Source organism: Pseudomonas sp. TMW22090 (assembly GCF_022496665.1).
GTDB classification, from domain to species: Bacteria; Pseudomonadota; Gammaproteobacteria; order Pseudomonadales; family Pseudomonadaceae; genus Aquipseudomonas; species Aquipseudomonas gregormendelii.
The window spans coordinates 256,710-269,690 of the sequence record NZ_SCFH01000003.1 but is presented as its reverse complement, the minus strand read 5'-3'; the positions used below and the strand labels follow the sequence as shown (position 1 = coordinate 269,690).

The following is a 12,981-nucleotide window of genomic DNA, read 5'->3' as shown; positions in this document are numbered from 1 at the left end:
GCTTTCTTCGTCGAACCGCCGCCCTGAGCAAGTTCGCTCCCACCTGGTTCAGGGTTGGTCACATAGTGTGTGTTCAACACCGATCCACTCTGGGAGCGGGCTTGCTCGCGAAAGGGGGCTGCACAGAAACCAGAGGTCTAAAGCTGCTGCGCCAGCACCTCTATCTGCTCCTGCCGCTCCGCCTGATTCAACTTCGCATGGGGGTTGAGCGACGACCACTGGGGATAGGCCCGGGCCTTGTTCAGTGCTTCCGGCAACTTGCCTTCGCGCCAGGTCTTGTCCTGTGGCGTGGCGACCTGGATGCTCTCCAGCGCTGCATGCCCGCGGGCATTCAGGGCCAGCAGCAGTTGGCGCTGGCGTAATGCCAACAGCCGCAGCACGCTGTCGTCGACAGTCAGTTCTCGCTGGCCCTTGACCTTGCCCAGCAGGCGGCTGCCGTAGCTGCGCGCGGTTTGCAGGGCGCCGCCGGCAATGGCGCCGGCCAGTGCCGCTGCGCCCAGCGTCAGACCACCGACCAGCAAATCCACACCGGCACCGGCGGCTGCGCCGGCGGCGATGCCACCGCCGACCCGAACGCCCAGTTGCTTGAGGGTCTCGGGATTGAACAGATCATCGCCCCAGCGGCCATCAAGCAACGGCAAGTCGCTGGCGGCGGCATCTTGCGGGCGAAAAGCGTAGAGCTTGAGCAAGGCTTCGACGCACCGCTGTTCCCGCTGGCGCACGGCCTTGCGCAGTTCGCTGATCGCCTGCTGTTCCTGCTCGGCCTGGGCGGCGACGCTGCGTCGACACGCGGCGCAGTCGATCAATAATTCGGCTATCAACCGCGCGGCGCTCTTCTGGCGGGCCAGGCGCTGGGCTTGCTGATCGGCGATCAGGCGCTCCAGTTGCGGCCGGGCGTTCTCCAGCAGCAGCGCCAGGCTTTCATACAGTCGACGTTCACCATCTTCCGGCGGGGCGACGCTGTCGAAGCGTACCAGGGCATGCAGACCCAGCCGCGCCAATGCTTCACGCCAATCCGGTTCACGATGGTTGGCGCTGCTGACGAAGTTCAGCACCGGCAGCAGGGGTTTGCCGCAACTGGCCAGCACTTCGAGCTCATCGCGGTATTTGGATAACACCGGTTCGCGGGCATCGATGACATAAAGGCCGGCATCACAGGTGAGCAACTGGCGCAGTACCTTGGCTTCCTGCTCAAAACGCTGCCGGGCCTCGCTGCCCTCAAGGAATCGGGCCAGGCGTGCCGGGCCGTCGAGGCGCTCGCCGGGGCGCTCCAGGCGCTCGAGATAATCGAGCAGGGCGATGGCATCTTCCAGGCCCGGAGTGTCGAACAGGTCAAGCAACGGCTCGCCGTCCACCGACAGGCGCGCACCTTCGACATGGCGGGTGGTGCTGGGCCGATGAGACACTTCGCCGAATCCGACATCCCGGGTCAGGGTTCGCAGCAACGAGGTTTTGCCGACGTTGGTATGACCCACCACCGCGAGTTTCAGCGGTTTTTTTTGCGAATCAGTCATGACCGTTCTCCAGCCAGTTCAATGGCGCGCTGTCGGCGAACGGCAGTTCCAGCTGTTGCAGCGCCACATGCCAATCGCCCAGGCGCTCGGCATCCAGGGCCTCGCCGGGTGGCGCCTGCAGCAGCCAGATACGTGTGGCGCTGGCGTTGCGAGCCAATTCGGCGATGAGCGCCAGGCTGCCGCGATCCGGCGAGCGGCGTGGATCGCAGGCGATGGCCAGGCGCGCGGGGGGAAACCGGCTGAGCTGCTCGAGCAGTTTGTGGCGCGATTCACGACTGTCGAGAATCCCCGCGTTGCTGACATTCTTCGGCAACTGCGGCGGCCACGGGCGTTGATCGTCCAGCTCGATAGCGACCAGTAGCGCGCCCTCGCTTTGCAAGTCGCTGGTGCTGGTTTGCACCCGAGGCAACTGCTCGGGCGCAGCATCGCTGATGCCCAGTCGTTCGCTGCTGGGCATCAGCCTTTCGCGAAGTTGCGCATAGCCGGGCAGGTTGAGGTCCAAGTGCAATTTTGCCTGGCCGGTTTTCCAGCGCCATAGGCAGAACAACGCCAGGAGCAGGCGCGGGACGACCCCGTAGACCACCAGCACGCCCACCAGCCAGGTGGCCCAGGCTTGCCGGGCGCTTTCGATGTTCAGCGCTGCGTCGCCACTGGCGCGGATCATCTCGACCGTCGGTATGTTGAAGCCAAGCAAGGCGGGCAGGGCACCCAGGGTTTGAGTCATGGCGACGAAGGTGTCGGCGCCAAGCAGCGTGGTCTCCCAGACGAAGCCGTAACGCCGGGTGGCCATCAGGGTCAGCAGCATCACCAGTGCGCTAAGCATCGCCAGCAACCACAGGCCGTTGACCAGCAAGCCGATCGCCCAGCGATTGAGCTTGTGTCGTTGCAGCAACAGCAGCAGCGCGGGCGGCAGTTGTGCGGCCTTGGCGTCTCGGGCGAGTTTTTCGCTGAGCCACAGCCACAAACGGCCGAGGCTGGCGCCGTGTTCGCCGGCGAACATCAGGCCCAGGGCCCAGCTCAGCAGCAAAATCAGATTGAGCCCGAGCAGGCTGCCCAAGGCCCAGAACACATTGACCGGCATCTGCCCGTCGCCCAGCGCGGCAAACGCCAGGCCGGCGCCGCTGATCACTGCCAGTGCCGCCAGGACAATCAGCGCCAGTCGCGCACCTTGCTGCCAATGGCTGAGGGCGCTGCTCAGCCCGTCGCGTTCCGCCAGCCACAGGGCCCGGCGTTGAATCCGTGTCGGCAGGTCGCCGCCTTCGCTGCGGGCTATTCGATTGGCTTCAAGATCGTCCAGGGCCCCGGCATGTTCTTCGCGCAGGCGGATGGTTTCAGTCAGCCAGAGGTTAGTCAGTTCAGTCACGCGGCATCCCGTCGCTTAATTGAGCCGTGAGCATAACCGCTGTAGCGCTTGTCGGGGGCCTGCGTTACGAGAAGTTGAGGCTCTGGTATCCTCGCCGACATGACTAAATCACTCCCCCTCAGCCTGATCGCAGCCCTCGGTGAAAACCGTGTGATCGGCATCGACAACAGCATGCCCTGGCACTTGCCGGGGGACTTCAAGTACTTCAAGGCCACCACCCTGGGCAAGCCGATCATCATGGGTCGCAAGACCTGGGATTCCCTGGGTCGCCCGCTGCCGGGACGATTGAATATCGTCGTCAGTCGCCAGGCCGGTCTGCAGCTGGACGGCGCCGAGGTTTATCCGTCGCTGGAGTCCGCAGTGGTTCGGGCGCAGGAATGGGCGAACCAGCAGGGCATCGATGAGGTGATGTTAATTGGCGGAGCGCAGTTGTATGCCCAAGGCATGGCGCAGGCGGATCGCCTGTACCTGACCCGTGTGGCGCTGAGCCCCGAGGGGGATGCCTGGTTTCCGGAGTTTGATTTGACGCAGTGGAAACTGGTTTCCAACATCGAAAATCCGGCAGTCGATGACAAGCCAGCGTACAACTTCGAAGTCTGGGAAAAAGCCTGAAAGCATCGCCAGCAGGCTGGCTCCCACAGTGAATGTGAGGTGAAACACAGATTGTGTGAACACCCCAAATCCCTGTGGGAGCCAGCCTGCTGGCGATGAGGCCAGATCAGACGCTAAAGAATTTAAGCGTGAGCCAACGCCGAATGCTCATCCGCGTCCAGCAACTGTTTATCCGTCTGCTGCATGATCTGGCTGGTCACCGCACCAGCTGCAATCGAACCGCTCACGTTCAACGCGGTGCGGCCCATGTCGATCAGCGGCTCAACTGAAATCAGCAAAGCCACCAGTGACACTGGCAAGCCCATTGCCGGCAATACGATCAACGCGGCAAAGGTCGCGCCACCGCCGACGCCGGCCACCCCAGCCGAACTCAGGGTAACAATCGCCACCAACGTCGCTATCCATAGCGGGTCCAGCGGGTTGATGCCCACGGTCGGTGCAACCATCACCGCCAGCATTGCCGGGTACAGGCCGGCACAGCCATTCTGGCCGATGGTCGCGCCGAACGAGGCGGCGAAGCTGGCGATGGACTGCGGGATACCCAGGCGGCTGGTCTGGGCTTCGATGCTCAGCGGAATGGTCGCGGCGCTCGAGCGGCTGGTGAAGGCAAACGTCAGCACTGGCCAGATCTTGCGGAAGAAACGCAGCGGGTTGATCCCGGCCGCCGACACCAGCACGCCATGCACCACAAACATCAAGCCCAGGCCGATGTAGGACACCACCACAAAACTGCCCAGCTTGATGATGTCTTGCAGGTTGGAACCGGCGACCACCTTGGTCATCAGGGCCAACACGCCGTAGGGGGTCAACTTCATGACCAGACGCACCAGGCGCATCACCCAGGCTTGCAGGGTGTCGATGGCGTTGATCACTTTCTGACCTTTCTCGACGTCATCCTTGAGCAGTTGCAAGGCCGCAACCCCGAGGAAGGCCGCGAAGATCACCACGCTGATGATCGATGTCGGCTTGGCGCGCGCCAGGTCAGCGAACGGGTTTTGCGGGATGAACGACAGCAGCAACTGCGGCACATTCAGGTCGGCGACCTTACCGGCGTAGTCGGTCTGGATGGTTTGCAGGCGGGCCATTTCCTGGGTGCCTGCGACCAGGCCCTCAGCGGTCAGGCCGAACAGGTTGGTGAGGCCGATACCGACAAGCGCGGCGATGGCCGTGGTGAACAGCAGCGTACCAATGGTCAGGAAGCTTATTTTGCCCAGTGACGAGGCGTTGTGCAGCCGCGCCACTGCACTGAGGATGGAGGCAAACACCAGCGGGATCACGATCATCTGCAGCAGTTGTACGTAACCGTTACCCACCAGGTCGAACCAGCCGATCGACGCCTTCAGCACCGGGTTGCCCGCACCATAAATGGTGTGCAGGGCCACGCCAAACGCCACGCCTAACACAAGCGCAAGCAGGACTTTTTTCGCCAGGCTCCAGTTGGAGTGACGGGTTTGCGCCAAGCCGAACAGCAAGGCCAGGAACACCAGCAGATTGAGGATCAGCGGCAGATTCATGAAAACTCCGAGAAAGACTTGTGCCCGCTGCCTTGCGGGGCAGCTGCGAACCGGCAAGCCTAACAGCTTGAAAACTAATGAATTAATATCAAAAACGCATGATAACTGTCGTTTTCGGAATAAGCGCATGTCGCTTCCGGGAATGCAGCTGGCGCAATGGAGACGTGAACGGTCGCAGGCGGGCGGGGAATGTCACACTTATTTGATAGCGTCGAGCTCTTTGAATCAGGGAGAACGACGATGAAGCTTGCTCCGAAATTTTTGCTCGCAGCACTCTGCCTGGGCCTTGCTGGACAGGCCTTCGCCACGGATCTGAAACATTGGCCAGCCGATCAGGCCAAGGCGCTGGACGCGATGATCGCGGCCAACGCCAACAAGGGTAACTACGCGGTGTTCGACATGGACAACACCAGTTACCGCTACGACCTGGAAGAGTCGTTGCTGCCGTTCATGGAGAACAAAGGCCTGATCACCCGCGAGAAGCTTGATCCCTCCCTGAAGCTGATCCCGTTCAAAGACACCGCCGAGCACAAGGAAAGCCTCTTCAGTTACTACTATCGCCTTTGCGAACTCGACGACATGGTCTGCTATCCATGGGTCGCGCAGGTGTTTTCCGGTTTTACCCTCAAAGAGCTCAAGGGGTATGTCGACGAGTTGATGGCGTCAGGCAAACCGGTGCCAGCCACTTATTACGAAGGCGACGTGGTGAAGACACTCGACGTCAACCCGCCGAAAATCTTCACTGGGCAAAAAGAGCTCTATAACAAGCTGATGGAAAACGGCATCGAGGTCTACGTGATGACTGCCGCATCGGAAGAGCTGGTGCGCATGGTGGCGTCAGATCCGCAGTACGGCTACAACGTCAAGCCGCAGAACGTGATCGGCGTGAGCCTGCTGCTCAAGGACGCCAAGACCGGCGAACTGACCACTGCACGCAAGCAGATTACTGCCGGCAAGTATGACGAGAAAGCCAACCTGGGCCTGGAGTTGACCCCGTACCTGTGGACCCCGGCGACCTGGATGGCAGGCAAGCAGGCGGCGATCCTGACTTACATCGACGAGTGGAAAAAACCGGTGCTGGTCGGCGGCGATACGCCAACCAGTGATGGTTTCATGTTGTTTCACAGCGTCGACGTGGCCAAGGGCGGTATTCACTTGTGGATCAACCGCAAGGACAAATACATGACCCAGATAAACGGCATGATGGCCAAGCATGCAGCGGCCCAGGCCAAGGAAGGCTTGCCGGTGACGGCAGACAAGAACTGGGTGATCGTGAAGCCTGAAGAAATCCAATAATCCCAGAGTTGCCGATCCCCCTGTAGGAGCTGCCGAAGGCTGCGATCTTTTGATCTTCAGAGGTCGCGTCCAGGAAAGATCAAAAGATCGCAGCCTCCGGCAGCTCCTACGGGGGATCTTCGGAAACAAAAATGCCCCGCGCTTGGCGGGGCATTGTTTTGTTCGACGGTTAAGCGTTACAGCCCGTCGAGCATCGCCTTGTTACGCACCGCGCCCTTGTCGGCGCTGGTTGCCAGCAGGGCATAGGCCTTCAGGGCAGTGGTCACCTTGCGGGGACGTTTCTCCACCGGCTTCCAGCCTTTCTGATCCTGCTCGGCACGCCGGCCGGCCATTTCTTCATCGCTGATCAACAGGTTGATCGAGCGGTTGGGAATGTCGATCAGCACCTTGTCGCCGTCCTGCACCAGACCAATCGCACCACCGGCTGCCGCTTCCGGCGAAGCGTGGCCGATGGACAGGCCAGAAGTGCCGCCGGAGAAACGACCGTCGGTGAGCAGGGCGCAGGCTTTGCCCAGGCCTTTGGATTTCAGGTACGACGTCGGGTAGAGCATTTCCTGCATGCCCGGGCCGCCTTTGGGGCCTTCGTAACGGATGATCACGATGTCGCCGGCCTTCACTTCGTCAGCGAGGATGCCGCGTACGGCGCTGTCCTGGCTCTCGAAGATCTTCGCGTTGCCTTCAAACACGTGGATCGATTCATCGACGCCGGCGGTTTTCACCACGCAGCCGTCCAGCGCGATGTTGCCGTACAGAACGGCCAGGCCGCCTTCTTTCGAATACGCATGCTCAACACTGCGGATGCAGCCGTTTTCACGGTCGTCGTCCAGGGTTTCCCAACGGGTCGACTGGCTGAATGCGGTTTGCGTCGGGATGCCCGCCGGGCCGGCTTTGAAGAAATGATGCACGGCTTCATCGTCGGTCTGGGTGATGTCCCACTTGGCGATGCCTTCGGCCAGGGTTTTGCTGTGCACGGTCGGCAGGTCGGTGTGCAACAGGCCGCCACGGGCCAGCGAACCGAGGATGCTGAAGATCCCGCCGGCGCGGTGCACGTCTTCCATGTGGTACTTCTGGATGTTCGGTGCGACTTTGCACAGTTGCGGCACGAATCGGGACAGGCGGTCGATGTCGCGCAAGTCGAACTCCATCTCGGATTCCTGGGCGGCGGCCAGCAAGTGCAGGATGGTGTTGGTGGAACCGCCCATGGCGATGTCCAGGGTCATGGCGTTTTCGAACGCCTTGAAGTTGGCGATATTGCGCGGCAGTACCGACTCATCGTTCTCGCCGTAGTAACGCTTGCACAGCTCGACAATGGTGCGGCCGGCCTGCAGGAACAGCTGTTCGCGGTCGCTGTGGGTCGCCAGGGTCGAACCGTTACCCGGCAACGCCAGGCCTAGGGCTTCGACCAGGCAGTTCATCGAGTTGGCGGTGAACATGCCGGAGCACGAACCGCAGGTCGGGCAGGCGCTGCGCTCGTACTCAGCGACTTTCTCGTCAGAAGCGCTGGAGTCGGCGGCGATCACCATGGCATCGACCAGGTCGAGGCCATGGGAGGCGAGTTTGGTTTTGCCGGCTTCCATCGGGCCGCCAGAAACGAAAATCACCGGGATGTTCAGGCGCAGGGAGGCCATCAGCATGCCAGGGGTGATCTTGTCGCAGTTGGAAATGCAGACGATGGCATCGGCGCAGTGGGCGTTGACCATGTACTCGACGGAGTCGGCGATGATCTCGCGGCTCGGCAGCGAGTACAGCATGCCGTCATGGCCCATGGCGATGCCGTCATCCACGGCGATGGTGTTGAATTCTTTTGCCACGCCGCCAGCGCGTTCGATTTCACGGGCGACCAGTTGGCCGAGGTCCTTAAGGTGGACGTGACCCGGTACGAACTGGGTGAAGGAGTTGGCAATGGCGATGATCGGCTTTTTGAAGTCGTCATCTTTCATCCCCGTGGCGCGCCACAGTGCGCGGGCGCCGGCCATGTTGCGGCCGTGGGTGGATGTTTTCGAGCGGTAATCAGGCATGAAGCACTCCGGGCGGCTAATCAGGTATCAAAGGGGAAGTGAGCTTCTATTGACGTCTGGAACACTCAGAAATGGCCGTGTGTCCGGAAGTTGCCGATAACTTTGCGGGATCGCCGCGCGCTTCAGCTTGAGCTCATAAACCCGCCGGGGGATGACTGGCGATGAATGAAGCGATTCTACACGGCTGGCGGCGAGAGGGAATGCCGGAACGCGCACTGGCCGCGCTCACGAGACGCGCGGCCACCCTGTAGGAGCGAGCTCGCTCGCGAAAAACCAGAGGACGCCGGGGGGTGTCAGGCTGCCAGCGTCATCGTTGACGACCATCGCGAGCGAGCTCGCTCTTGCCTGCGGCGAGGTTACTGCGGGTGATGAGCGCGTTCACCGCCAGGCCCGCTGCGCTGAGGATCAGGAAGCACGCGGCGAGGGTCGTGGTCAGGTCTGCGGATGCCAGATTTATTACCACGCTGATAACGCCACCACACATGAAAATCATCACCCCGCCGACCGAGGAGGCCGTGCCGGCATCCTGCAGGTGAATGATCATGGCCTTGGAGTTGGCGATTGGCCGGGCAATGGTGGTGCCCGCTGTGCAGATCAGCATCGGTATCAGCACGGCCGCAGCGGTGAGCCCGAACTGGCTGGCCAGCCAAAGCATCACCAGCCCCGACAACGCGATCAACCCCAGGCCGATGATGATTTGCGTATTGGATTGGAGGCGTCGATGCAGCGCACTCGCGATTATCCCGCCAATCACGTAAGCCACGCCATACAACAGCAATGCCCAGGCGAATTCGTAGGGTGTGAGCGCCAGGCGCTCCATGAAAATGATTGGCGAAATGACGATAAATGAGAAATGGCAGGCAAAGGCCAGGGCCGAAATCAGCCAATAACCCATGAAGCGCGGATCGGAACATAGCCGCCAATAGGCCGCAAAAAAGCGACCGGGCCGCACACTGCGACTCCGCGGGGAATCCTTCAGCAACACGCCAGCCTTGATCCAGACAATCGCCGCCAAAGCGATGAAGACCTGGAAACTGCCCTCCCAGCCCAGATGGATTTGCAGCCAGGTTCCGAGCAGTGGGGATATGGAGATGAACACTCCACCCCCCGTTGTCATCCAGATCCTGATTCGCTCCTGTTCCCTGCCAACGAACAGATCCTGAATCAGGGCTTGCGACAGCACGAAGGATCCGCAGCCCATGGCCTGGACGACTCGAAACAGCAGGAACCAGGTGTAATCGCGCGCCAGCAGGCACCCCATTGCGCCGATTGCGGATATGACGATGCCGATCAGCAGAAGATTTCTGCGTCCCCACAAGTCTGACAGGGGCCCGACCAGCACCACGGACAGGCCGAGGCCGATGGCGAACAGGCTTACAGACAGGGCGATGTCCGAAGCAGAGGTCTTGAAGTGCTCAGACAGCGCGGGAAACGAGGGGAGAACGACGTCCAGGGGGAAAACCCCCAGTAGCGTCATGGTCATCAATAACAGGATGAGCGAGGACTTTTTTGCGGAAGGCGGGGCAGGTCTCATCGTCAGCACTCTCGGTCCGTGAGGGGTGGTCGAGAGTTGGCTTGCTGAGCACGGAAGTCAATGTAAACGCTGTGGGATCTTTCTGAATCTATTGTAGGAGCGAGCCTGCTCGCGAAACGAGCAGATTACGCAGGGTGTCAGGCTGCCAGCGTCATCGTTGGCGACCATCGCGAGCGAGCTCGCTCCTACAGATAGTGTTTAGCTGTTTGGCAGCAACCGGCAGGTGATGCTCTTGATGTAGCGCGTCTCGGCAATTGCCGGGTGAACCGGGTGATCCGGACCCTGGCCGCCGCGTTCCAGCAGCTGGATGTTACGGTCCAGGTGACGGGCGCTGGTCAGCAGGATGTTCTGCAGGTCGTCTTCCGGCAGGTGCATCGAGCACGAAGCGCTGACCAGGATGCCGTCCTTGGTCAACAGGCGCATGGCTTGTTCGTTCAGGCGGCGGTAGGCGCCTTCGCCATTTTTCATGTCTTTCTTGCGTTTGATGAACGCCGGCGGGTCGGCCACGATCACGTCGAAACGTTCTTCGCTGGCTTTGAGTTCTTTAAGGGCATCAAACACATCGCCTTCGAGGCAGGTCATTTTCTCGGCGACACCGTTCAGCGCGGCGTTGCGCTCGACACCATCGAGGGCGAAGGCCGAAGCGTCGACGCAGAAGACTTCACTGGCGCCGAAGGCCGCTGCTTGCACGCCCCAGCCGCCGATGTAGCTGTAGAGGTCGAGTACGCGTTTGCCCTTGGCATAAGGCGCCAGGCGAGCACGGTTCATGCGGTGGTCATAGAACCAGCCGGTTTTCTGGCCTTGAATGACCGGCGCTTCGAATTTCACGCCGTTCTCCTCCAGTGCAACCCACTCAGGCACCAGGCCAAACACGGTTTCAACGTAGCGGTTGAGGCCTTCGGCGTCACGGGCGGCGGAGTCGTTCTTGAACAGAATGCCGCTTGGCTTGAGCACTTGGGTCAGTGCGGCAATCACGTCTTCCTTGTGCGCTTCCATGGTCGCCGAGGCGATCTGTACCACCAGGATGTCGCCGAAACGGTCGACGACCAGGCCTGGCAGCAGGTCGGAATCACCGTAGACCAGGCGATAGAACGGCTTGTCGAACAGGCGATCGCGCAGCGACAGGGCAACGTTGAGGCGATGCACCAGCAACGACTTGTCCAGCGGCAACTTGATGTCGCGCGACAGCAGGCGGGCGCAGATGAGGTTGTTCGGGCTCATGGCAACGATGCCCAGCGTCTTGCCACCGGCGGCTTCGAGGATCGCCTGATCGCCGGCCTTGAAGCCGTGCAACGGTGTGGCGGCTACATCGATTTCGTTGCTGTAGACCCACAGGTGGCCGTTTCGCAGGCGACGGTCGGCGTTGGCTTTGAGGCGCAGGCTAGGCAGGGACATGACGTCGCTCCGGAAAAAAGAGCGGGAGTATAGCGTGTTGGGGGTGGTGGCGGGCTTGCAGGTGATGAAACGCCGGCTCCCACAGGGCTTTGGTGCCGAATGCAAATTATGCATGCACAGCAGATCCCTGTGGGAGCGGGCTTGCCCGCGAAGGCGGCCTCGAACTATTACTCGGAAAGCGCGGCAATCAACTCCCGATTGAATGCCGGAATATCATCCGGCTGCCGGCTGCTGATCAGGTTACCGTCCTTGACCACTTCCTTGTCGACCCAATTGGCCCCGGCATTCACCAGATCGTCCCTGAGCGTCTTGTAGCTGGTCATGGTCTTGCCGCTGACCAGTCCGGCAGACACCAGCAACCAGCCGCCATGGCAAATCACCGCGATAGGCTTGCCCGCCGAAGTGCCGGTCTTGACCAGATGCTGGGCGTCCTGGTCGATGCGGATGGTGTCGGAGTTCTGCACACCGCCCGGCAGCACAATGGCGTCGTAATGGTCGGCGCTGGCACCCTTGAACGTGCCGTCGACCTTGAAATCATCCGCGGGCTCGTCGTGATTCCAGCCTTTGACCTGGCCTTGCTCGGCCGACAGGATATCGACCTGAACGCCGGCGTCCTCCAGAGCCTGTTTCGGACCTGTGAGTTCAACCTGCTCGAAACCATCGGTTACCAGAATCGCGACACGCTTGCCGTTCAGGGAATTGGACATGATTACAGCTCCTGAGGTGGGTAAATGTTTGCCCGTGGGCATTACTCAGTCCGAAGCCGAGGCGTGGATGAAAGTTCCTCCGATGTGCCCGCTGGTGTGTCGGATCCAACTTCATAAAGGTTAGAATTGCCGCCTGTCCCAGAGCGTGTACTTATGTCCCAAGAGCTGACCACCGAACAGATTCAACAGACCCTGCAAGGCATTAGCGTGCCGGCCCAGCCGCAGATCATGGTGGATTTGCAAATGGAGCAGTACATGCCGGACCCGGACCTGGAGGTGATCGCCAAGCTGATCTCCCAGGACCCTGGCCTGTCCGGTTCACTGTTGAAGATCGTCAACTCGCCGTATTACGGCCTGAGCAACAAGATCGCCTCGATCCAGCGTGCGGTGAATCTGCTGGGTAGCCGTTCGGTCATCAACCTGATCAATGCGATGTCGATCAAGGGCGAGATGAACGACGACACCATCGTCACCTTGAACCGATTCTGGGACACCGCCCAGGACGTGGCGATGACCTGCCTGACCCTGGCCAAGCGCCTCGGCGGACAGGCGGGCGACGAAGCCTATGCCCTGGGGCTGTTTCACGATTGCGGTGTGCCGCTGATGCTGCAGCGTTTCCCCGACTACATGGGTGTGCTGGAGGAGGCTTACGCCAGCGCGAGTGCGGAATATCGGGTGGTCGATACGGAAAACAGCCGGTTCAACACCAACCATGCGGTGGTCGGCTACTACACGGCGAAATCCTGGCGTCTGCCGGAGCATGTATCCCATGCGATCGCCAACCACCACAATGCCCTGGCGATCTTCAGCGATGACTCGTCGCGCAACAGTCAGTTGAAGAACCTGCTGGCGATCCTCAAGATGGCGGAACACATCTGCGCGTCGTATCGGGTGCTGGGCAATCAGAAAATCGACCATGAGTGGAACAGCATCAGTCACCTGGTGCTCGATTATGTCGGCCTCTCGGACTACGACTTCGAGACCCTCAAGCAAACCATTCGCGACCTCGGCAATCATCGCTGAGTGCT

At 60.8% G+C, this 12,981-nt stretch carries 10 protein-coding genes; 3 read left to right on the top strand and 7 right to left on the bottom strand.

Translation table 11 applies throughout. The features are described 5' to 3' along the window. Positions 1-137: 137 nt before the first annotated feature. On the bottom strand, positions 138-1,514 hold the full coding sequence (locus tag EQV97_RS10475; protein ID WP_225568845.1) for a GTPase/DUF3482 domain-containing protein: 1,377 nt from the start codon (positions 1,512-1,514) through the stop codon (positions 138-140). Further along, complete coding sequence (locus EQV97_RS10470; RefSeq protein WP_122841118.1) at positions 1,507-2,877, bottom strand: DUF2868 domain-containing protein; 1,371 nt, start codon at positions 2,875-2,877, stop codon at positions 1,507-1,509. The genes EQV97_RS10475 and EQV97_RS10470 overlap by 8 nt, the downstream gene beginning before the upstream one ends. Before the next feature lie 99 nt (positions 2,878-2,976). Here EQV97_RS10470 and EQV97_RS10465 point away from each other — a divergent pair, with 99 nt between their 5' ends. Then, positions 2,977-3,489: a dihydrofolate reductase gene (locus EQV97_RS10465; RefSeq protein WP_240888912.1), complete on the top strand. Its 513-nt coding sequence runs from the start codon at positions 2,977-2,979 to the stop codon at positions 3,487-3,489. Between the two features lie 122 nt (positions 3,490-3,611). Here the strand turns inward: EQV97_RS10465 and EQV97_RS10460 are convergent, their stop codons facing one another. Continuing rightward, a complete protein-coding gene (locus tag EQV97_RS10460; RefSeq protein ID WP_122841120.1) occupies positions 3,612-5,003 on the bottom strand; it encodes an L-cystine transporter in 1,392 nt (463 codons plus the stop codon). A 240-nt stretch (positions 5,004-5,243) separates the two neighbouring features. On the opposite strand from EQV97_RS10460, the gene EQV97_RS10455 reads away from it, so the two are divergent. Next, the gene (locus EQV97_RS10455) at positions 5,244-6,299 is read left to right on the top strand and encodes a haloacid dehalogenase-like hydrolase (RefSeq protein WP_122841121.1); all 1,056 of its coding nucleotides are present in this window, start codon (positions 5,244-5,246) and stop codon (positions 6,297-6,299) included. Between the two features lie 176 nt (positions 6,300-6,475). On the opposite strand, the gene ilvD is transcribed toward EQV97_RS10455, so the two are convergent. From ilvD to EQV97_RS10435, 4 genes are all read right to left on the bottom strand, one after another. Further along, a complete protein-coding gene (gene ilvD, locus EQV97_RS10450) occupies positions 6,476-8,317 on the bottom strand; it encodes a dihydroxy-acid dehydratase (RefSeq protein WP_240888911.1) in 1,842 nt (613 codons plus the stop codon). Positions 8,318-8,624: 307 nt separating this feature from the next. Then, the gene (locus tag EQV97_RS10445; RefSeq protein WP_240888910.1) at positions 8,625-9,851 is read right to left on the bottom strand and encodes an MFS transporter; all 1,227 of its coding nucleotides are present in this window, start codon (positions 9,849-9,851) and stop codon (positions 8,625-8,627) included. A 198-nt stretch (positions 9,852-10,049) separates the two neighbouring features. Next, positions 10,050-11,246 carry a class I SAM-dependent rRNA methyltransferase gene (locus EQV97_RS10440; protein WP_122841123.1) on the bottom strand — a complete coding sequence of 399 codons (1,197 nt, stop codon included), beginning with the start codon at positions 11,244-11,246 and terminating at the stop codon, positions 10,050-10,052. A 167-nt stretch (positions 11,247-11,413) separates the two neighbouring features. Continuing rightward, positions 11,414-11,953: a type 1 glutamine amidotransferase domain-containing protein gene (locus EQV97_RS10435; protein ID WP_122841124.1), complete on the bottom strand. Its 540-nt coding sequence runs from the start codon at positions 11,951-11,953 to the stop codon at positions 11,414-11,416. A 207-nt stretch (positions 11,954-12,160) separates the two neighbouring features. Here EQV97_RS10435 and EQV97_RS10430 point away from each other — a divergent pair, with 207 nt between their 5' ends. Then, positions 12,161-12,976 (top strand): HDOD domain-containing protein, encoded by an 816-nt coding sequence (locus EQV97_RS10430; RefSeq protein WP_205940129.1) that lies wholly within the window; start codon positions 12,161-12,163, stop codon positions 12,974-12,976. Positions 12,977-12,981: the final 5 nt, after the last annotated feature.